Source organism: Mycobacterium sp. NS-7484, from assembly GCF_001953975.1.
Lineage (GTDB): Bacteria > Actinomycetota > Actinomycetes > Mycobacteriales > Mycobacteriaceae > Mycobacterium.
The window spans coordinates 1-18,887 of the sequence record NZ_MBEJ01000016.1; the positions used below are offsets into that span (position 1 = coordinate 1).

An 18,887-nucleotide genomic window follows, 5' to 3' on the forward strand; every position below is an offset into this window, starting at 1 on the left:
GATCTACACCGACGTCGACGGTATCTTCACCGCCGACCCGCGCATCGTGCCCAACGCCCGCCACCTCGACACCGTCACCTTCGAGGAAATGCTGGAGATGGCGGCGTGCGGGGCCAAGGTGCTCATGCTGCGCTGCGTCGAATACGCCCGCCGGTACAACGTTCCGATTCACGTGCGGTCGTCGTACTCGGACAAACCCGGCACCATCGTCAAAGGATCGATCGAGGACATCCCCATGGAAGACGCCCTTCTGACCGGAGTAGCCCACGACCGCGGGGAGGCCAAGGTCACCGTGGTGGGCGTGCCCGACGTACCCGGCTACGCCGCCCGGGTGTTCCGCGCCGTCGCCGACGCCGACGTGAACATCGACATGGTGCTGCAGAACATCTCCAAGGTGGAGGACGGCAAGACCGACATCACCTTCACCTGCCCCATGGACAACGGACCGGGCGCGGTGCAGAAGCTGACCTCGCTGCAGGACGAGATCGGCTTCAGCCAGGTGCTGTACGACGATCACATCGGCAAGGTCTCGTTGGTCGGTGCGGGTATGCGCAGCCATCCCGGCGTCACCGCGAAGTTCTGCGAGTCGCTGGCCGAGGCCGGGGTCAACATCGATCTGATCTCCACCTCCGAGATCCGCATCTCGGTGCTGGTCAAGGACACCGACCTGGACACCGCCGTGTCCGCACTGCACGAGGCCTTCGGTCTTGGTGGCGATGACCAGGCGGTCGTCTACGGCGGGACAGGGCGATAGACGTGGGGCGAGCGAAGCGACGGGGTAAATAGCATGGTTTCGATCGGTGTAGTCGGTGCCACCGGCCAGGTCGGCCAGGTCATGCGCACCCTGCTGGAACAACGGAACTTCCCCGCTGACTCGGTGCGGTTCTTCGCCTCGGCCCGGTCCGAGGGCAAGAAGCTGACGTTCCGCGGCCAGGAGATCGAGGTCGAGAACAGCGAGACCGCCGACCCGTCCGGTCTGGACATTGCGCTGTTCTCCGCGGGCGCGACGATGTCGCGGGTGCAGGCGCCGCGGTTCGCCGCGGCCGGCGCCGTCGTCGTCGACAACTCGTCGGCCTGGCGCAAGGACCCTGACGTCCCGTTGATCGTCAGCGAGGTGAACTTCAAGCGCGACGCCGGGCGGCGACCGAAGGGCATCATCGCCAACCCGAACTGCACCACCATGGCCGCGATGCCTGTGCTCAAGCCGTTGCATGAGGAAGCCGGCCTGACCCGACTGATCGTGTCGAGCTACCAGGCAGTGTCGGGCAGTGGCCTGGCCGGGGTCGAGGAGCTCGCCTCTCAGACGCGCGCCGTGATCGACGGGGCCGAGCAGCTGGTGCACGACGGTTCGGCGGTCGATTACCCCGCGCCGGTGAAATACGTTGCGCCCATTGCCTTCAACGTGGTGCCACTGGCCGGCTCACTGGTCGACGACGGCTCCGGCGAGACCGACGAGGACCAGAAGCTGCGCAACGAGAGCCGCAAGATCCTCGGCATCCCCGAGCTCGCGGTGAGCGGTACCTGTGTGCGCGTCCCGGTGTTCACCGGGCACTCACTGTCGATCAATGCCGAGTTCGCCCAACCGCTTTCGGTCGAGCGTGCCCAGGAGCTGTTGGCTGCGGCCCCCGGCGTGAAGCTGGTCGACGTGCCGACCCCGTTGGCCGCTGCCGGTGCCGACGAGTCCCTCGTCGGCCGGATTCGTCAGGATCCGGGCGTGCCGGAGGGGCGTGGTCTGGCCCTGTTCGTGTCTGGTGACAACCTGCGAAAAGGTGCGGCGCTGAACACGATTCAAATCGCTGAGCTGCTGGCCGCCGAACTCTAGACCCCTTGCGCCGAAACCGCATTCCAACAGGCGTTCTCTCGGTTTTTCTCTGTTGGAATGCCATTTCGGCGGTGCCTGAGGCGGCTGCCGACGCGGGGGTGTCGCCGTTGGCTCCCGGACAGGTTCTGCGGATCGGGCCGAGCGCCGGAACCGGTACTCCCACGCGCGATTACGGTATCGGCGCCACCGACCTGTGTGAGTTCATGGAGTTCCCCAGCCGCGTGCTGCAGGTCTGCGGGGACAGCTTCGCCGGCCAAGCCGTCGGCTTCGGCGGCTGGTATTCACCGGTGGCCCTGCACGTCGATGCCGATTCGATCGACGACCCGGCCGGGGTGCGGTACCGCGGCGTCAGCGGGGTGGACAAACCACTGCTGGCCGATGCGGCCCCGCCCGGTTCCTCCCAGTTGCCTGCCGGTGTGGTGTCGATCAACCGCGAGAACTACATGTTGGTGACGACCACCTACAACCTCAAGCCGTACAGTTCCCGGCTGGTGAAAGCCGATGCGGCCCGGCCCAATTGGCCGACGGTGCCCGGTTCGGTGCGGGAGGCGAAGTTTTCCGGTGGCGCCCAGTCGCAGATCACCGGCTACTACGACCCGATCCCGGCCCCGGACTCTCCGAGTGGATGGGTCTACATCGTGGCGAACAACTTCGACCGCAGCAGCCCGCCGTTCCTCTACCGATCCACACCGCAGACGTTCACCGATCGGGCCGGCTGGCAGGGCTGGTCGGCCACCGGCGGGTGGGGCAAGCCTCCGACGGCGTTGTTCCCCGACCGGGTGGGGGAGATGAGCATCCGGCAGATCGACGGCAAGCCCGTGCTGTCGTATTTCAACGCCACCACCGGGAATATGGAAGTGCGGGTCGCCTACGACCCGACCGGACTCGGCGCGGCGCCGGTGACCACGGTGGTGTTCGCCAGTGCCTGGCCGGACCCGGTCGAATCCCTGCCCCCGCCGGAGATCAACCAGTTGGCCCAGCCCTACGGCGGCTACATCTCACCGGGGTCCACGCTCGATTACGTACGTGTCTTCGTCAGCCAGTGGAACACCATGGCCCGCGGCGGCTCGCCTTATCGGGTGATCCAATACGCGGTGAATCCGTTCAAGCCGTGGGAGCTATAGCTCGCTTTCCCGTCACACCTCTGCGCCGGTTTCTACCGCAGGGCTGTGGTGCGCGCCCGGGAGCGACCATGGTGCAGAAAAGGGCGACCGGTGTCCCGGGGCTTTCATAGCCGATTCATAGTCAATTCTTGATCGGCACCTCAGCAGCGCTTGCATGCTCGTAGGTATGACTGACACACCCCCTCCGCCCGATCCTGCGACCGAGCCGGTGGGCGCAGCCGAACCGGTCGCGGTCACGCCGGCACCGGTGGCGGCCCAACCTGTCGAGAAAAAATCCAGCCGCCTGTTCCAGGCACTTGCCTGGGTGGGCATCGCCGCCGGCATCGTCTTCATCGTCGCCGTGGTCTTCAGCATCGGCTTCTGTCTCGGTGCCCACTCCGACGGCCATCACCACCGCGGCGGCCACGATCGCGGCGGGATGATGACGTTCCACCACGGCGGACCAGGCGGTGGACCGGGGCAGATGGGACCGGGACGTCACATGATGCCGCCGTTCGGCCCCGGAGGTCCCGGAGGACCCGGCGCGTTCGGCCCTGGCGGACCCGGCGGCCCCGGTTGGGGGCCTGGCCCGGGTAACGGATCGGAGCGTCCTGAGACGCCGCCCACTCCGACCCCGCCGGCGCGACCATAATCACACCCTGCTCTTTTGGATTGACTCCAAAAAGTGCGCATACTGGAACCGTGACCACGGTGCATGAACACGACCCCAAGGCCCTGTTGCGGGCCGCAGGGTTGCGCGTGACGGCACCGCGGGTCACGGTTCTCCAGGTTCTGGCCGATCATCCGCATTCGACTGCAGACGATGTGGCCGGTCTGGCCCGCGAAACCCTCGGTTCGGTCTCCACCCAGGCCATCTATGACGTGCTGCGGGCCTGCGTGAACGCGGGTCTGGTGCGTCGTATCGAACCTGCCGGCTCCTCTGCCCGGTATGAGACCCGCGCCGGCGACAATCACCATCACCTGGTGTGCCGGGTGTGTGGCACCGTGGCCGACGTGGACTGCGCCGTCGGCGACACCCCCTGCCTCGAGCCTTCTGATCTGGCCGGCTTCGCGGTCGACGAGGCCGAGGTGGTGTTCTGGGGCATCTGCGCCGATTGCCAGGGTGCCTCCGTCCCCAACTAGACAACTCTGCAGCCCCAGACGCCCCGGTCACTTCCCCTTGGTGACCGGGGCGCCCGGCTTTTCGACCCGGTGTGCCCAAGCCCTGGGCGCGTCATGGGGAAACGTGAGATTCTCGCTAACCATGACCCGCAAACGGCTTCTGGTCGCCGCGCTGCTCGCAGTGGCGGCGCTGACGGCCGGGTGCGGCATGGGTGGAAAAGCCCCAGAGCGCAGCGCGGCCATGGTCTTCTCGGTCGGCGATTGCGTCAGCGTCCCGGCCACCACGCCGGCCGCGCCCGCGGTGTCCCGCGCCGCCAAGGTGTCCTGCGGAGTCGACCCGAGTTACACCGTCGGAGCCATCGCCGACGCCACCGGGGCCTGCCCGAGCGCCGAATATCAGCATCTACCGGCCGAGGGCGCCGATCCGTCGACCGCGCGGCTGTGCCTGGTGCCGAACCTGGTGGCCGATCACTGCTATGAACTGGGTCTGCCGGCGGGGCTGGTCGAACTGGCCAATTGCACCGATCGGGGCGCCGGCGTCATGGTCCAGGTGACCCGGCGCCTGGACGTGCGGGACGGGTCGGCCTGTTCTGCCGAGACGGGCCACCACGCCTGGCCGTACCCGTCACCGGCCCGCACCTATTGCACGCGGACGGTGTACTGACTGGCATGATCGTGGGCATGCGTGCCCTGACTGTCGGTTTCGGGCTGGCCGGTCTTGCGCTGGCGTTGGCTGCACCTGCCGGTGCGCGTCCCTCGGATCCGGGTGTGGTGTCCTACGCGGTCATGCCCAAGGGTTCGGTGGGCAACATCATCGGTGCCCCGATGGGGTGGGAGGACCAATTCACCGCCCCGTTCCAGGGGTTCTCGGTGGACATCCCGGTGTGCAACAACTGGGCGGACATCGGCCTGCCCGAGGTGTTCAACGATCCGGACCTTGCCTCGTTCAACGGCGCCACCACTCAGACCGCGGCCGACGATCAGAACCACTACGTCAAGCAGGCGATCGGTGTGTTCGCCACACCGGAGGCTGCCGACCGGGCATTCCACCGCGTGGTGGACCGCACCAACGGCTGCTCGGGGCAGACCACCGCGATGCACCTGGACAACTTCGTCACGCAGGTGTGGACGTTCACCGGTGGCGCGGTCGGCGATACCAACGCCGACTGGGTCAAACAGGAAGCCGGAACCGACCGGCGCTGTTTCAACACCACCCGCAAACGGGAGAACGTGCTGCTGCAAGCCAAGGTATGCCAATCCGGCAACGGCGGCCCCGCGGTCAACGTCCTGGCCGGTGCGATGCAGAACACGCTGGGGCAGTGAACATGTCGGTCCGATCTGGATGATGGAACAGAACCGAGCCGTTTGATAGCGGTGAGGATCGGGAGGTGGCGCCATGGCAGTACCCGTGTGGACTGATGCCTCTGGCCTGTCTCCTGTCGAGTTCACCAGTGCCGAACATGCCGCGGCGTACATCGAGGCCCGCTGTCTCGACGACGGCCCGCTCGGACAGGTCGGCCTGGAGATCGAGGCGCACTGCTTCGACCTCGACAACCCGTCGCGCCGCCCGGGCTGGGAGGAGCTGTCCGCAGTCATCGCCTCGGCACCGGCCATGCCGGGTGGCAGCCGGATCACCGTCGAACCCGGCGGTGCGGTCGAACTGTCCGGACCACCGGCCGACGGCGCGTCAGCGGCCGTGGCCGCGCTGCAGGCTGACCGCACCGTGTTGCGCGCGACATTCGCCCGCCACGGTCTGGGCCTGGTGCTGCTGGGCGCCGATCCGGTGCGGCCCACCCAGCGCGTCAACCCCGGCCCGCGGTATCAGGCCATGGAGGCGTTCTTCGCAGCAAGCGGGTCCGCCGAGGCCGGCGCGGCGATGATGACCTCGACCGCGTCGGTGCAGGTGAACCTCGACGCCGGCCCGCGGGACGGCTGGGCCCGACGGGTTCGGCTCGCGCATGCCCTCGGCCCGACGATGATCGCCATCACGGCCAATTCGCCGATGCTCGGCGGCGAGTTCACGGGTTGGAAGTCCACCCGGCAGCGGGTGTGGGGTCAGCTGGACGCGGCGCGCTGCGGGCCGGTGCTGGGTGCCGACGGTGACGCCCCGGCCAGTGACTGGGCGCGCTACGCGCTGCGCGCGCCGGTGATGTTGGTCAACAGCCCCGATGCCGTTCCGGTGACCAATTGGGTTCCGTTCGCCGACTGGGCCGACGGACGCGCCGTACTCGGCGGCCGCCGTCCCACCGAAGCTGATCTCGAATACCACCTGACCACGTTGTTCCCGCCGGTACGGCCGCGTCGCTGGCTGGAGATCCGTTACCTCGACAGCGTCCCCGACGCCCTGTGGCCGGCGGTGGTCTTCATGCTGACCACGCTGCTCGACGATCCGGACGCCGCTGCGATTGCCGAGGAGGCGACGGCTCCGGTGGCCACCGCCTGGGACCGGGCCGCGCGGATCGGACTGGGGGATCGACGGTTGCAGGAATCTGCGCTGAGCTGCGTGTCGGCTGCCGCGCAGCGGGCTCCGACGGAACTCGCGGAATCGATGGCACGGTTGACGCGTTCGGTCCAACAGGGGCGGTGCCCGGCCGACGATTTCGCCGATCACGTGGTGGGGCACGGGATCGTCTCTGCGATGAGCCAACTGGTGAAAGGCGAGCTTTGAGCACACGCGAGATGCTGGCGCAGCAGCTCACCCGCGCGCGGGACCGCACGCTACGCCTGGTCGACTTCGACGATGCCGAACTGCACCGCCAGTACAGCCCGCTGATGAGCCCGCTGGTGTGGGATCTCGCCCACATCGGCCAGCAGGAGGAGTTGTGGCTGCTGCGCGGCGGCGCGACGGACCGCCCGGGCCTGCTGTCTCCGGAGGTGGACCGGCTCTACGACGCCTTCGTGCACTCACGGGCCAGCCGCGTGGATCTACCCCTCCTGCCGCCCACCGATGCCCGCACATACTGCGCGACAGTGCGATCAAAAGCCTTGGACGCCTTGGACGTTCTCGACCCCGATGACTGCGGCTTCAACTTCGCCCTGGTGATCAGCCACGAAAATCAGCACGACGAAACCATGCTGCAGGCATTGAATCTGCGGGCCGGCCCGCCGTTGCTGGATCGCGGTGCCGCGCTGCCGGCAGGCCGGCCCGGGCTGGCCGGTACATCCGTGTTGATCCCCGGCGGTCCGTTCGTGCTCGGCGTGGACGAACTGACCGAACCGTATTCACTGGACAACGAGCGGCCACCGCATGTCGTGGACGTTCCCAGCTTCTATATCGGCCGGGTACCGGTGACCAACGCCGAATGGCGCGAGTTCATCGACGACGGTGGCTATCAGCAACGGCGGTGGTGGTCGGAGCGTGGGTGGGCGCATCTGCGGGAGGCGGGCTTGTCCGCGCCGCAGTTCTGGGGCCCGGACCACACGCGGACCCGCTTCGGCCACGTCGAGACCATCCCGACCGACGAACCGGTCCAACACGTCAGCTTCTTCGAAGCCGAGGCGTATGCCGCCTGGGCGGGCGCCCGGCTGCCCACCGAGATTGAATGGGAGAAGGCCAGTGCCTGGGACCCGGTGGCCGGTTCTCGCCGCCGATTCCCCTGGGGTGCAACCGAACCCACCGCGGCGGTGGCCAACCTCGGCGGTGAGGCGCGTCGGCCCGCGCCGGTGGGGGCCTACCCGGCCGGTGCGTCGGCCTACGGCGTCGAGCAGATGCTGGGCGATGTGTGGGAGTGGACCACCTCGCCGTTGCGGCCGTGGCCCGGCTTCACCCCCATGGTGTACGACCGCTACACCGAACCCTTCTTCGAAGGTAATGGGGCCGGTGACTACCGCGTCCTGCGTGGCGGCTCATGGGCGGTGTCCGCCGACATCCTGCGGCCCAGCTTCCGCAACTGGGATCACCCGGTCCGGCGCCAGATCTTCTCCGGCGTGCGCTTGGCCTGGGACGCCGGCGATGAGCCGCTTGCGCGAAGAAAATTCAGCTGATGTGCCGGCATCTCGGATGGCTCGGCGCGCCGCGTTCGGTGTCGTCTCTGGTATTGGATCCCCCGCAGGGCCTGCTGGTGCAGTCCTATGCCCCGCGCCGGCAGAAGCACGGTCTGATGAACGCCGACGGTTGGGGCGCCGGATTTTTTGACCGTGGCGTGGCGCGCCGCTGGCGCAGTGAGAAGCCGCTGTGGGGTGATGCCTCGTTCGCCTCGGTGGCCCCGGCGTTGCGTAGTGAATGCGTGGTCGCCGCGGTGCGTTCGGCCACCATCGGGATGCCGATCGAACCCTCGGCCTCGGCGCCGTTCACGGATGGCGAATGGTTGTTGTCGCACAACGGGATCGTGGACCGGGCGGTGTTGCCGCCCCGTTCGGTCGCCGAATCCACGGTGGACAGCGCGGTGTTGGCCGCCCTGATCTTCGAGCGGGGCCTGGACGTGCTCGGCGAGACGGTGGCCGAAGTCGGAGCCCTCGACCCGAACGCGCGGCTGAACATCCTGGCGGCCAACGGTTCCCGTATGGTGGCCACCACCTGGGGTGACACCTTGTCGATGCTACGACTGCCGGACGGCGTCGTCCTGGCCAGCGAACCGTACGACGACGATCCGAACTGGTCGGACATCCCCGACCGGAATCTGGTCACCGTGGCCGGCTCTGACGTCGAGCTCACACCTCTGAAAGGTTCGGTATGACGCTCACCCTGTCCAACTATCTGGCCGCCGACTCGGCCGCCACCGCATTGCGTCGTGATGTGCGCGAGGGGCTGACCCAGTCACCGAAGACCCTGCCGCCCAAGTGGTTCTACGATGCCGTGGGCAGTGACCTGTTCGATCAGATCACCCGGCTGCCCGAGTACTACCCGACGCGCACCGAGGCGCAGATCCTGCGGGAGCGCTCTGCGGAGATCGTCACCGCCGCCGGTGCCGACACATTGGTGGAGCTCGGCAGCGGAACCTCGGAGAAGACGCGGATGCTGCTCGACGCCATGCGCGAGGGTGGGCAGCTGCGCCGATTCATCCCGTTCGACGTCGACGCCGGCGTGCTGCGCACGGCGGGTGAGGCGATCGGGCACGAGTATCCGGGGGTGGAAATCAACGCCGTATGCGGTGATTTCGAGGAACATCTCGGGAAGATCCCGGCGGTGGGACGTCGGTTGGTGGCCTTTCTCGGGTCCACGATCGGCAACCTGACGCCGGGCCCGCGTGCGGAGTTCTTGGCGGCGCTCGCCGAGGCCATGCAACCGGGTGACAGCCTGTTGTTGGGCACCGATCTGGTCAAGGACGCGGGCCGGTTGGTCCGTGCCTACGACGACAGCGCCGGCGTGACCGCCGCGTTCAACCGCAATGTGCTGTCGGTGGTGAACCGCGAGCTCGACGCTGACTTTGCGCTCGAGGCGTTCGAGCATGTGGCGAAGTGGAATGCTGCCGAGGAGCGCATCGAGATGTGGCTGCGCGCCTGTGCGCCGCAGCGGGTGCGGATCGCCGGTTTGGATCTCGACGTCGACTTCGCCGCCGGCGAGGAGATGTTGACCGAGGTGTCGTGCAAGTTCCGGGTTGACGGGGTAGCCGGCGAGGTGGCGAAAGCCGGTCTGCGGCAAACGCATTGGTGGACCGATGGCGCGGGAGACTTCGGCCTGTCCCTGGCGGTGAAATGAGCCTCGCGCAGCAGTGGGCGGACGCTCGCCCCAAAGTCGCCGGCCTGCACCTGGACAGCGGCGCCTGCTCACGGCAGAGCCTCGCGGTGATCGATGCCGTTGCTGCCCACGCCCGTCACGAAGCAGAGGTCGGCGGCTATGTCGCCGCCGATGCGGCGGCACCCGTACTGGATGCCGGCCGGGCCGCGATCGCGGCGCTGACCGGGCTGGATGCCACCGGCGTGGTCTATACCTCCGGCTCCAACCGTTCGTTGGATCTGTTGCTGGGCAGCTGGGCGGGGGAGCGGACGGTGGCTTGCCCACCGGGTGAGTACGGACCGAACCTGGCGGTGATGGCGGCCAACGGTTTTCAGGTGCGCGCGGTGCCGGTGGACGCTGCTGGCAGAGTGGATGTCGATGCGGCTGCTCGGATGCTCGCGTCTGATCCGCCGGCGCTGCTGCACTTGACCCCGCTGGCCAGCCACCGAGGGGTGGCCCAGCCGCTGGCGGAGATGGTCACGCTGTGCCGCGACGCCGGTGTTCCGATCATCGTGGACGCCGCGCAAGCCTTCGGGCATCTGGACTGCGGGGTGGCTCCCGACGCGATCTACTCGTCGTCACGCAAATGGCTGGCCGGGCCACGCGGGGTCGGATTCCTCGCGGTGAGCGCCGGCCTGGTTGCGCAGCTGCAGCGCCGGGTGCCGCCGCCGAACTGGGATGTGCCGATGACCGTGCTGCAGAGCTTCGAGCACGGTGAGCACAATGCCGCCACCCGCGTGGGATATTCAGTGGCGCTTGGCGAATATCTCGCTGTCGGGCCGGAATCCATCCGCAGGCGGCTCGCCGAGGTGGGACGTGCGACGAGAGAGGCGTTGGCCGGGGTACCGGGTTGGCGGGTGGTGGAACCCGTCGAGGAGCCCACGGCGATCACCACGTTGGAACCCGTCGACGGTGCCGATCCCGCTTCGGTGCGCACCTGGCTGATCGCCGAACGCGGCATCGTCACCACGGCGTGCGAATTGGCGCGGGCCCCATTTGAGATGGCCACGCCGGTGCTGCGGGTCTCACCTCACGTCGACACGACCGCTGAGGATCTCGAGCAATTCGCCTCGGTATTGCGGGCAGCGCCGTAGTCGGCGCGGGTGGACGGTGGCCGGGCGCTGACCGGCGGGTTGAGCCGTCACCGCGTCGCGGACGGAAAGCACCTGACGATCTGCCCGCTTAATAGCGACAATCGAGCGACAATCGCCTCCTGAACATCTGAGGCACCGCTGGCCACAAGGTCATGAGTGCAACTGTCACTTGAGTCGCCAAAAGCCTCACGTGCCACGGATTTTGGATTGTTCACCTATTAGCGACGGAGTCGCTCGTATGCGGGCGCTGGACGGGTGATGCTCATGGGGCCCATGGTGTGAGAGTGGCAAAACCGCCGAGCGACAATGGGTTTGGTGAGGTGCGTGATGACCAGTGTGGCGATTGTCGCTCGATTGTCGCTATTAGGCGGGCGCATCGGATACCCGTCCGAAAGCTGCGATTGACTTGGCCAGAATGCTGCCGAATCACCGGACCCCGACGCCCGGCGGTTTCAGGGAACGGGACGTCAGCCGGCCTTGTGCGCACTCAGCAGGAACGCCGGGAACTTGATCCGGCCCTTTTCGTCGAAACCGTGTTTGGGCATCTCGAACGGCACGTCGGCAGGCATCGCGACGGCGTTGGCGTGGATGAACGCCGGCCGGATGTCGTCGACCTCCCAGTACTTCGACACCGCCTCGCGCAGTTCCACTTCGGACACCTCGTTGGGCTTGGTCTCCAACTCGGCGGGGAACGCGCCTTTCGCGAACACCAGCACGTAGTAGCCGGCGCCCGGCGCCGACGCCCGGTGGATCGAGCGCAGGTACCCGTCGCGCCCCTCCACTGGCAGTGAGTGGAACAGGGTGGAATCCACCACCGTGTTGAACCGGCCGTCGTAACCGGTGAACGACGTGATGTCGGCCTGGGCGAAGCTGGCCGTCGACAGCCCGCGAAGCTGTGCGGCATTGTTTGCCGCGGCGATCGCCGTCGGGCTCAGATCCAGACCCACCACGGTGAAGCCGTCGGACGCGAGGGCCAGGGACAGCTCGGCATGACCGCAACCCGCGTCGAGCACATCGCTGCGGAACTTCCCGGCCCGGTGCAGCGCGGCAAGCTCGGGCTGCGGCTCACCGATGTTCCATGGCGGCGGCCCCTCGAAACCGCCCTCCCCCTTGTATGCGCCATCCCAGTCCAAGACCTGTTCAGATGTCATGACTCAAAAGTACGCGTCTCAATCCCAGGTGTGGACCGGCTCGTTGCTGTGCATCAGCTGGACGTAGCGTCGCAACATCTCGGCCAGTGCCTTCGGCCGCGTCAAGCCCTGTGACTGCAGCTCCTCGACCGTCGTCACCTGCCACGTCGCCCCGGTGCGGCGGGTCTTGGCGCGGCCCTCGATCACCCCGAGATAGCGGTCGCTGACCTCGCTCGCCACCCCCCACCGGCGCAGCCCGTCGTGCGCCAGCGGCAGTAACTGTCGCAGCACCAGCTCGTCGGCAGTCACCTCGCCGAGTCCGGGCCAGTACAGCCGGGCCTCGATCCCGTGCTGCGCGCCCGCGGTGAAGTTGTGATGGGCCGCCGCAAAGCTCATCTTGGTCCACAGCGGCCGGTCCTCCTCGGACAACGTCCGCAGCAGGCCGTAGTAGAAGGCCGCATTGGCCATCATGTCCACCACGGTCGGGCCGGCGGGCAGCACCCGGTTCTCCACCCGCAGATGTGGACGCCCGTTCACCACGTCATAGACCGGGCGGTTCCACCGGTAGATGGTGCCGTTGTGCAGCCGCAGCTCCGCCAGCTGTGGGGCCCGGCCGGCCGCCAGCTCGGCCACCGGATCCTCGTCGGAAAGCTCGGGCAGCAGCGACGGAAAGTACCGTACGTTCTCCTCGAACAGATCGAAGATCGAGGTGATCCACCGCTCGCCGAACCAGACCCGCGGGCGTACCCCTTGGGCCTTGAGCTCGTCGGGGCGGGTATCGGTGGCTTGGGTGAACAGCTCGATGCGGGTCTCGGCCCACAACTGGTGGCCGAAGAAATACGGTGAGTTGGCGCCCACGGCGAGTTGCGGGCCGGCCAGTACCTGAGCGGCGTTCCAGTTGCGGGCGAAGTCCGCGGGGGAGACCTGCAGGTGCAATTGCATGCTGGTGCACGCGGACTCGGGCGCGATGGACGCCGACTGCAGGCTGAGCCGTTCGGGGCCCGAGATGTCGATCGGCATGTCCTCGCCGCGGGCGGTGAAGATCGAGTCGTTGAGCGCCTGATATCGCGTGGACTCGCTCATCCAGCCGTTCGAGAGATGCTCGGGCATCAGGGTCGGCAGGATGCCCACCATCACGATGTGCGCGCCGTCCTCATGGGCTTTGGTCTCGGCGGCGTTGAGGCTCAGCCGCACCTCCTCCTCCAGGTCCAGCGCGGCCCGGCCCGGCAGCGGGCGCGGCGGCACGTTGAATTCGATGTTGTAGGCACCCAATTCGGTCTGGTAGGCCGGATCGGCGATGGCGGCCAGCACCTCTTGGTTGGACATCGCCGGTTGGTACTCGTTGTCGACGAGGTTGCACTCGATCTCCATGCCGGTGAGCGGGCGTTCGAACTCGAAGCTCGACTGGGCCAGCATGGTCTCGAACACGTCGAGGCACAGTTGCACCTTGCGCCGGTACTCCTGCCGGTGCGATCGGCTGAACTCGGTGTTCTTGACCTCTTCGCCCACACCGCGATGCAACACGCCGCGTGGGGCCGGCGCAACCGAACACGCATAATCTCTGCACCACGGGGTAGCCGGGCGGAATGGAAATCACCGTCACGTTCGTCGGCAATGCCACGACGTTGATCGCGGTCGACGGCATCACCCTGCTCACCGATCCGAACTTCCTGCACCGGGGCCAGCACGCCTACCTCGGATACGGCCTGCTCTCCAAACGGTTGAAAGAACCAGCGTTGACCATCGAAGAGCTGCCACCGGTGGATGCGGTGTTGCTCTCACACATGCACGGCGACCACTGGGACCGGGTAACGCAGCGCAAGCTGGACCACACCCTGCCGATCCTGACCACTCCGCACGCCGCCAAACGGCTCGAGCACCGCGGCTTCGGTCAGGCCGTCGGGATGACCACGTGGCAAAGCCACCGCATCGTCAAGGGCGACACCACGGTGACCGTCACCTCGCTGCCCGGACGCCATGCCCCCACCCCGTTGGACCGGTTGTTGCCGCCGGTGATGGGCTCGATGGTGGAGTTCGCCAACGCGGGCGCGACCCGGCGGCTGTATATCTCGGGTGACACCCTGTTCGTCGACGAGCTACGTGAGATCCCGGTGCGGTTCTCGTCGATCGACCTCGGGGTACTGCATCTGGGCGGCACTCGCCTGCCTGCCGGGCCGAAACTGCCGGGTCTCACCGTGACGATGGACGCGCGCCAGGGCGCCGACCTGGTGGAGTTGTTGGACCTGCCGAAGATGATCCCGGTGCACTTCGACGACTACAGCGTCTTCGCATCGTCATTGAACGACTTCCGGGCCGAGATGGCCCGACGCGGGCTGGGGGAGCGGGTCATCGAGCTGGACCGGGGAGCATCCGTCGCATACTGACGCGGTGACGTCGTCGTCGAACGACACCGAGCAGGGCGGTCTCGAACAGGTTTCGCGTGCCGATCGGGTCGCCGCGCTCACCGGGGTACGCGCGGTGGCGGCGTTGACGGTGATGGGCACCCACGCGGCGTATGGCACCGGCCTGCTGTCGCAGGGATATCTGGGGTTGATGAGTGCCCGCCTCGAGGTCGGGGTGGCGATCTTCTTCGTCCTGTCCGGTCTGTTGCTGTTCCGGCCCTGGGTGCACGCGGCTGCCTCTGGAGGGAAAGCGCCCAGCGTTGGGCGCTATGCGCGAAATCGGTTCCGCCGCATCATGCCGGCCTACGTCGTCACCGTCCTGATCGTCTACGGCATCTACGAAATCCGGCCGGTGCAACCGAATCCGGGACACACCTGGACCGGCCTGCTGCGCAACCTGACCCTGACCCAGATCTACAGCGACAACTACTTCACCGCGTATCTGCACCAGGGGCTGAGTCAGATGTGGAGCCTGGCGGTGGAGGTCGCGTTCTATGCGGTGCTGCCCGCGTTGGCCTATGTGTTGTTGGTCCTGCTGTGCCGCAGGCGTTTTCGACCGGTGGTGCTGTTGACCGGGTTGGCGGTCCTGGCCCTGGTCAGCCCGGTGTGGCTGCTGTTGTTGCACAACACCGACTGGCTTCCGGTCGGCGGTGGGACCTGGCTCCCGCACTATCTGGTGTGGTTCGTCGGGGGGATGATGCTCGCCGTGTTGGGCACGGTGGGTGTGCGCTGCTATGCGTTGGCAGCATTACCCTTGGCGTTGGCGTGCTATCTGGTGGTGTCCACCCCGATCGCGGGCGTGACCACCGCCGTCTCTCTGGATTTGACCGAAGACCTCGCCAAGACCCTGTTCTACGCCATCATCGCGACCCTGGTGGTGGCGCCGCTGGCGTTGAACGGCAACGGTGTGTACGCCGCGGTGATGGGCAGTCGGCCGATGGTGTGGCTCGGCGAGATTTCCTATGAGATCTTCCTGTTGCACGTGGTGGCCATGGATCTCGTCATGGAATTCGTGCTGGGCTGGCACGTGTACACCGGCTCGGCGACGGTGTTGTTTCTCGTCACGTTGCTGGCGACGCTGCCGTTCGCGTGGCTGTTGCACGTCACGACCAGGCCGCAACGATCGCGCTGAGCGCCACCGCGAACCCGATGCCCACCAGCACCAGGTAAGTGCCGTAGAGCCGCCGTAGCCACGGATGCAGCAGTCGGGCCAGCCACCAGATCACCAAACCCCACAAGCAGATTCGCAGTCCGCGTTCGACCAGGGTCCAACCCGTCAAGGCCCACAGACCGATCCCGTGTTCACCGGCGGCGCGGGCGTACACCTTCACCGGGACACCCGACAGTGCCTGGTTCAGCATGGCGTGCGGGCCGGCGGCGAGTTGCTCGTAGGCGGTGGCGGCCATACGCGTCGTCGTCCACGGCGCCGGCAACAACACGCCCCGAGAGGCCAGCCAGGCCGTGGTCACCACGCCGAGCACGGACCCGGCCGTCACCGCCAGCGCCCACGGCATCACCCGGCGCGGCACTGCCGCCGCCAAGGTGATCAACGCCATTTCGGCGATGATGGGCCAGCTCAACGCCTCGGCGAAACCCCACAGCAGCGCCAGGAGCACGCCCAGCCGCGCATCGACCACGCGGGCGATCGCCGACCAGACCCGCGAGGTGCGGGTGCGGACCGGCGCCGCATCGCGGGCGGTGACGACCGTCTCGCGCAGCGCGGTGGCGTCGAGCGTGTTCGGGTCGAGGGGCTCGCCGATGCGGACCTCCATGGGCCCGGGATGGAACGCGCCGTTCTTGGGTAGGACGTCGCGGGTGCCCAACAGCGCGACGGGTATCACCGGTACTCCACAGTCTCGGGCCAGATGCAATGCCCCGGAACGGAACTCGCCGACATCGCCGGTGCAGGAGCGGGTGCCTTCGGGGAAGACGACGACGGCGCGGCCGGCGGCGACGGCGGGCCGCACCGCCTCAAGGAGCCCCGCGTAGGTGCTGGACGCGGTCCGGCGCACGGGCAGGGCGCCGGCCAGAGTGGTGATCAGGAAGCGGCGTACCGGCACGTCGAACCAGTAATCGGAGGCCGCGGCGAACACCGGTGCCGCCGACGGCGGCAGCGCCGCGAGCAACGCCGCGGTGTCGGCGTGCGAGCCGTGATTGGCCACGACGATGCAGCCGCCCGGATGCTGCCAGCGCCCGGTGACGGTCAGGCCGCCGGACAGGCTGCACGCCACGCGCCACAGGTGATGCCGGAACCGGCTGCCGATACTCATGACAGCAGATACGCCAGAGGCAGCACCAACAGCAGGGAGTCGATGCGGTCGAGCAGCCCACCGAACCCGGGCAACCAGTCGCCGGCATCCTTCACATTGGCCTGGCGTTTGACCATCGACTCCAACAGATCACCCAACACCCCGCCGAACGCCACCGCGACGAGAAGCCCCACCGAGATCGTGCCCAACAACGTCAGCACGAGGAAGGCGCCGAGCACCGCGCCGACGATGCCGCCGACGGTTTTGTTCGGGCTCAACGGGGACAGCGGGCGGCGGGCCCAACCGAAGCGGCGCAGCCCCTTGCCTCCGCACCAGGCGGCGACATCGGTGGCGGCCGCGGCGAAGCAGACCAGAAAAGCGTTCTCCCACAACATCACCAGATGCGCCAGCGACCAACAGATCCACACCGAACCGAACCCGGTGAAGGCGGCGCGGCGGCTGCCGTCGGCGACGTCGCCGCCGAGCACCGCCGGCAGCGCGCACAACAGCACGCCGATGGCGGCCAGCCCCAGCCAGGACGGGTGCAGCCAGGCGGTCAGCGGGTAGAGCACCGCCAGACCGAGCAGCACCGAGGTGTCGACACGGTTGAGCTTGACCAGGCGGGCGTACTCGCAGACGGCGATGACGGCCAACACCGCGGCCAACACCGCCGTCGGCCCGCGTCCCAGCCAGATCGGGATGCCGACCACCGGCAGGATCAGCACCCACGTGGTCCACTTCTGGATCAATTCCCGCTTGCGAGAGGCGAATACGGCGATGCCGGCCAGCGCCAGGATGATGAGCGTGACCCACAGGTAGAACACCGACCGGCCCACGATGTGAATGTCGAACGGGCCCCAGTCGATCACCAAGGGCAGGTTGCGGTCCCAGTGCAGCAGCCGCAGATACTCGTCGACCAGCATCAGGCGGCCAGTTCGCGATGTGTGCCGACCAACCGGGTCGCGGTGGTCAACACAGAACCGGCCACGATCACGATGCAGACCCAGTCGAGGATTGCGGGCAGTGCGCACGCCACCACAACCGCAAGGCAACGCTCGGTTTTGCCGAACGGGCCGCCGTTGCGCCGCGTCGCACCTGCGCCCGCGGCGGCCAACGAGGCGAACGTCGGCAGCGTCGCGGCCAGCGCCGCCACCAGCACCCACACGACCGACCCGCCGGTGCGGGCCGCCAATGCCGCCAACCCGGCGAACACCACCAGGTCCGAGGTCCGGTCACCGATCTCGTTGAGCACGAAGCCCCACGGCCGGCTCACCCCGCGGGCCCGGGCCACCGCCCCATCGAGGTTCGCACCGGCCAACCGCGCGCCCAGCAGCACGATCACCAGCGGCCACCAACCGTAGGCGACGGCGACGGCGGCGGCGGCCGCGGCGATCACGCCGGCGACGGTGAAGACGTCCGGGGAGATGCCGCGCGTCACCGCGGCGTCGACGATGCCGCCGAGACGGCGGGTGTACCACGGCTTGAACGCGTACAGACCTTGCATGTCAACGGCTTCTGCGGGCGATGACGATCTGCGGCGAGGCCGGGCCGCCGCGCAGGTCGACCTCGATGGACGGGTCGGCATGGCGGGCCAGGCTGCGCAGGGCCGAGGGGCTGTAGGTGCGCAGTGAGCTGATCACCCCGTCGTGGGCAAACGGCAGTACCAGGGCGGCGGGCAGCATGGTGGCCAGCTGCAGCAGGTGCAGCGGCACCGGCGGTCGGGGCAGGTCGATGATCAACAGCGTCGTGGCCACCCGGGTGCCCTCGGCGAACACGCGGGCGGCCAGGGCCGGGCGCAGATGGTGAAAGGACAGGGCGAACAGCACCAGGTCGTAGCTGTCGTCGGCGGCGTCGATCGCGGTGGCGTCCATCTGCCGGACCTCGGCGCGGGGGTGGCTGCCGAGGTCGCTTTCGGCGATGCGGGCCACCGACTCGGCGTCGATGTCGGTGACGGTGACGCGGGCCGTCGGGTGATCGGCCAGCAGTTGCCGGGACACCCCGCCGTGGCCGGCGCCCAGTTCGAGGATGCGTGGATCGGGCACCTCGGCGACGAGATCGAGCGTGATCGCGGCGAACCGCTGATGGTTCTTGAAGAACCGGCCGGTCCAATCCAGTGCGCCGATCACCTGGCGCTTGACCGACACGTCGACATCGTCGCGGTCCAGATACTCCTGCCGGTCGGTTTCCAGCAGCCGATCCAGGCACGACGCCCGGAACCCGCCCCTTGGCATCCGGTCGATATCGGTCGGCTCACGGTCCATGTAGGCCATCATGGACGATTGCGACAGGTTCCCGGCACAGTAGTTCTA

General features: G+C 67.7%; 20 protein-coding genes. 14 read left to right on the top strand and 6 right to left on the bottom strand.

Going from position 1 to position 18,887, the window contains the following annotated elements; genetic code table 11:
* The 12 genes from A5733_RS03250 to egtE all read left to right on the top strand — a co-directional run.
* A partial coding sequence (locus tag A5733_RS03250) for an aspartate kinase (protein ID WP_142253784.1) occupies positions 1 to 754 on the top strand: 754 nt, incomplete at its 5' end.
* Positions 755 to 787: 33 nt separating this feature from the next.
* A complete protein-coding gene (locus tag A5733_RS03255; RefSeq protein WP_076239063.1) occupies positions 788 to 1,822 on the top strand; it encodes an aspartate-semialdehyde dehydrogenase in 1,035 nt (344 codons plus the stop codon).
* A gap of 5 nt (positions 1,823 to 1,827) precedes the next feature.
* A complete protein-coding gene (locus tag A5733_RS03260; RefSeq protein WP_142253785.1) occupies positions 1,828 to 2,946 on the top strand; it encodes a DUF4185 domain-containing protein in 1,119 nt (372 codons plus the stop codon).
* Between the two features lie 166 nt (positions 2,947 to 3,112).
* Entirely contained in the window at positions 3,113 to 3,577 is a 465-nt protein-coding gene (locus A5733_RS03265) for a hypothetical protein (protein WP_067766186.1), read from the top strand.
* A 50-nt stretch (positions 3,578 to 3,627) separates the two neighbouring features.
* Complete coding sequence (locus tag A5733_RS03270; protein ID WP_067766190.1) at positions 3,628 to 4,068, top strand: Fur family transcriptional regulator; 441 nt, start codon at positions 3,628 to 3,630, stop codon at positions 4,066 to 4,068.
* A 121-nt stretch (positions 4,069 to 4,189) separates the two neighbouring features.
* A complete protein-coding gene (locus A5733_RS03275) occupies positions 4,190 to 4,711 on the top strand; it encodes a hypothetical protein (protein ID WP_076239064.1) in 522 nt (173 codons plus the stop codon).
* Positions 4,712 to 4,716: 5 nt separating this feature from the next.
* Complete coding sequence (locus tag A5733_RS03280) at positions 4,717 to 5,370, top strand: sensor domain-containing protein (RefSeq protein ID WP_076239065.1); 654 nt, start codon at positions 4,717 to 4,719, stop codon at positions 5,368 to 5,370.
* A gap of 73 nt (positions 5,371 to 5,443) precedes the next feature.
* On the top strand, positions 5,444 to 6,715 hold the full coding sequence (egtA, locus tag A5733_RS03285) for an ergothioneine biosynthesis glutamate--cysteine ligase EgtA (RefSeq protein ID WP_076239066.1): 1,272 nt from the start codon (positions 5,444 to 5,446) through the stop codon (positions 6,713 to 6,715).
* Positions 6,716 to 6,726: 11 nt separating this feature from the next.
* Positions 6,727 to 8,031, top strand: a complete 1,305-nt coding sequence (gene egtB, locus A5733_RS03290) for an ergothioneine biosynthesis protein EgtB (protein ID WP_369830897.1) — start codon at positions 6,727 to 6,729, stop codon at positions 8,029 to 8,031.
* On the top strand, positions 8,031 to 8,723 hold the full coding sequence (gene egtC / locus A5733_RS03295; RefSeq protein WP_076239068.1) for an ergothioneine biosynthesis protein EgtC: 693 nt from the start codon (positions 8,031 to 8,033) through the stop codon (positions 8,721 to 8,723). The genes egtB and egtC overlap by 1 nt, the downstream gene beginning before the upstream one ends.
* A complete protein-coding gene (gene egtD, locus A5733_RS03300) occupies positions 8,720 to 9,685 on the top strand; it encodes an L-histidine N(alpha)-methyltransferase (protein WP_076239069.1) in 966 nt (321 codons plus the stop codon). The genes egtC and egtD overlap by 4 nt, the downstream gene beginning before the upstream one ends.
* The gene (gene egtE, locus A5733_RS03305; protein WP_076239070.1) at positions 9,682 to 10,797 is read left to right on the top strand and encodes an ergothioneine biosynthesis PLP-dependent enzyme EgtE; all 1,116 of its coding nucleotides are present in this window, start codon (positions 9,682 to 9,684) and stop codon (positions 10,795 to 10,797) included. Before egtD ends, egtE begins: the two co-directional genes overlap by 4 nt.
* A gap of 467 nt (positions 10,798 to 11,264) precedes the next feature.
* Here the strand turns inward: egtE and A5733_RS03310 are convergent, their stop codons facing one another.
* Positions 11,265 to 11,948 (bottom strand): class I SAM-dependent methyltransferase, encoded by a 684-nt coding sequence (locus tag A5733_RS03310; RefSeq protein WP_076239071.1) that lies wholly within the window; start codon positions 11,946 to 11,948, stop codon positions 11,265 to 11,267.
* Positions 11,949 to 11,966: 18 nt separating this feature from the next.
* Positions 11,967 to 13,436, bottom strand: a complete 1,470-nt coding sequence (locus A5733_RS03315) for a glutamate--cysteine ligase (protein ID WP_076239097.1) — start codon at positions 13,434 to 13,436, stop codon at positions 11,967 to 11,969.
* Positions 13,437 to 13,513: 77 nt separating this feature from the next.
* Here A5733_RS03315 and A5733_RS03320 point away from each other — a divergent pair, with 77 nt between their 5' ends.
* Positions 13,514 to 14,311 (top strand): MBL fold metallo-hydrolase, encoded by a 798-nt coding sequence (locus A5733_RS03320; protein ID WP_076239072.1) that lies wholly within the window; start codon positions 13,514 to 13,516, stop codon positions 14,309 to 14,311.
* 4 nt (positions 14,312 to 14,315) lie between these two features.
* The gene (locus A5733_RS03325) at positions 14,316 to 15,461 is read left to right on the top strand and encodes an acyltransferase (protein WP_076239073.1); all 1,146 of its coding nucleotides are present in this window, start codon (positions 14,316 to 14,318) and stop codon (positions 15,459 to 15,461) included.
* On the opposite strand, the gene A5733_RS26930 is transcribed toward A5733_RS03325, so the two are convergent.
* From A5733_RS26930 to A5733_RS03345, 4 genes are read right to left on the bottom strand one after another with little or no spacing between them, the layout of a single operon-like run.
* Positions 15,433 to 16,599: a lysophospholipid acyltransferase family protein gene (locus A5733_RS26930; RefSeq protein ID WP_076239074.1), complete on the bottom strand. Its 1,167-nt coding sequence runs from the start codon at positions 16,597 to 16,599 to the stop codon at positions 15,433 to 15,435. The two genes, A5733_RS03325 and A5733_RS26930, sit on opposite strands and share 29 nt — an antisense overlap.
* Positions 16,596 to 17,501 carry a phosphatidate cytidylyltransferase gene (locus A5733_RS03335; protein ID WP_076239075.1) on the bottom strand — a complete coding sequence of 302 codons (906 nt, stop codon included), beginning with the start codon at positions 17,499 to 17,501 and terminating at the stop codon, positions 16,596 to 16,598. The genes A5733_RS26930 and A5733_RS03335 overlap by 4 nt, the downstream gene beginning before the upstream one ends.
* A complete protein-coding gene (locus A5733_RS03340) occupies positions 17,501 to 18,082 on the bottom strand; it encodes a CDP-alcohol phosphatidyltransferase family protein (RefSeq protein ID WP_076239076.1) in 582 nt (193 codons plus the stop codon). The genes A5733_RS03335 and A5733_RS03340 overlap by 1 nt, the downstream gene beginning before the upstream one ends.
* A 1-nt stretch (position 18,083) precedes the next feature.
* A complete protein-coding gene (locus A5733_RS03345; RefSeq protein WP_076239098.1) occupies positions 18,084 to 18,848 on the bottom strand; it encodes a class I SAM-dependent methyltransferase in 765 nt (254 codons plus the stop codon).
* Between the last annotated feature and the right edge of the window lie 39 nt (positions 18,849 to 18,887).

Coding starts and splice junctions, on each gene's coding strand:
- egtA (WP_076239066.1), top strand. CDS start 5,444: ATGGCAGTACCCGTGTGGACTGATGCCTCTGGCCTGTCTCCTGTCGAG.
- A5733_RS26930 (WP_076239074.1), bottom strand. CDS start 16,599: ATGAGTATCGGCAGCCGGTTCCGGCATCACCTGTGGCGCGTGGCGTGC.
- A5733_RS03280 (WP_076239065.1), top strand. CDS start 4,717: ATGATCGTGGGCATGCGTGCCCTGACTGTCGGTTTCGGGCTGGCCGGT.
- egtE (WP_076239070.1), top strand. CDS start 9,682: ATGAGCCTCGCGCAGCAGTGGGCGGACGCTCGCCCCAAAGTCGCCGGC.
- A5733_RS03275 (WP_076239064.1), top strand. CDS start 4,190: ATGACCCGCAAACGGCTTCTGGTCGCCGCGCTGCTCGCAGTGGCGGCG.
- A5733_RS03265 (WP_067766186.1), top strand. CDS start 3,113: ATGACTGACACACCCCCTCCGCCCGATCCTGCGACCGAGCCGGTGGGC.
- A5733_RS03255 (WP_076239063.1), top strand. CDS start 788: ATGGTTTCGATCGGTGTAGTCGGTGCCACCGGCCAGGTCGGCCAGGTC.
- egtC (WP_076239068.1), top strand. CDS start 8,031: ATGTGCCGGCATCTCGGATGGCTCGGCGCGCCGCGTTCGGTGTCGTCT.
- egtD (WP_076239069.1), top strand. CDS start 8,720: ATGACGCTCACCCTGTCCAACTATCTGGCCGCCGACTCGGCCGCCACC.
- A5733_RS03320 (WP_076239072.1), top strand. CDS start 13,514: ATGGAAATCACCGTCACGTTCGTCGGCAATGCCACGACGTTGATCGCG.
- A5733_RS03340 (WP_076239076.1), bottom strand. CDS start 18,082: ATGCAAGGTCTGTACGCGTTCAAGCCGTGGTACACCCGCCGTCTCGGC.
- A5733_RS03310 (WP_076239071.1), bottom strand. CDS start 11,948: ATGACATCTGAACAGGTCTTGGACTGGGATGGCGCATACAAGGGGGAG.
- A5733_RS03335 (WP_076239075.1), bottom strand. CDS start 17,501: ATGCTGGTCGACGAGTATCTGCGGCTGCTGCACTGGGACCGCAACCTG.
- egtB (WP_369830897.1), top strand. CDS start 6,727: ATGCTGGCGCAGCAGCTCACCCGCGCGCGGGACCGCACGCTACGCCTG.
- A5733_RS03345 (WP_076239098.1), bottom strand. CDS start 18,848: ATGGCCTACATGGACCGTGAGCCGACCGATATCGACCGGATGCCAAGG.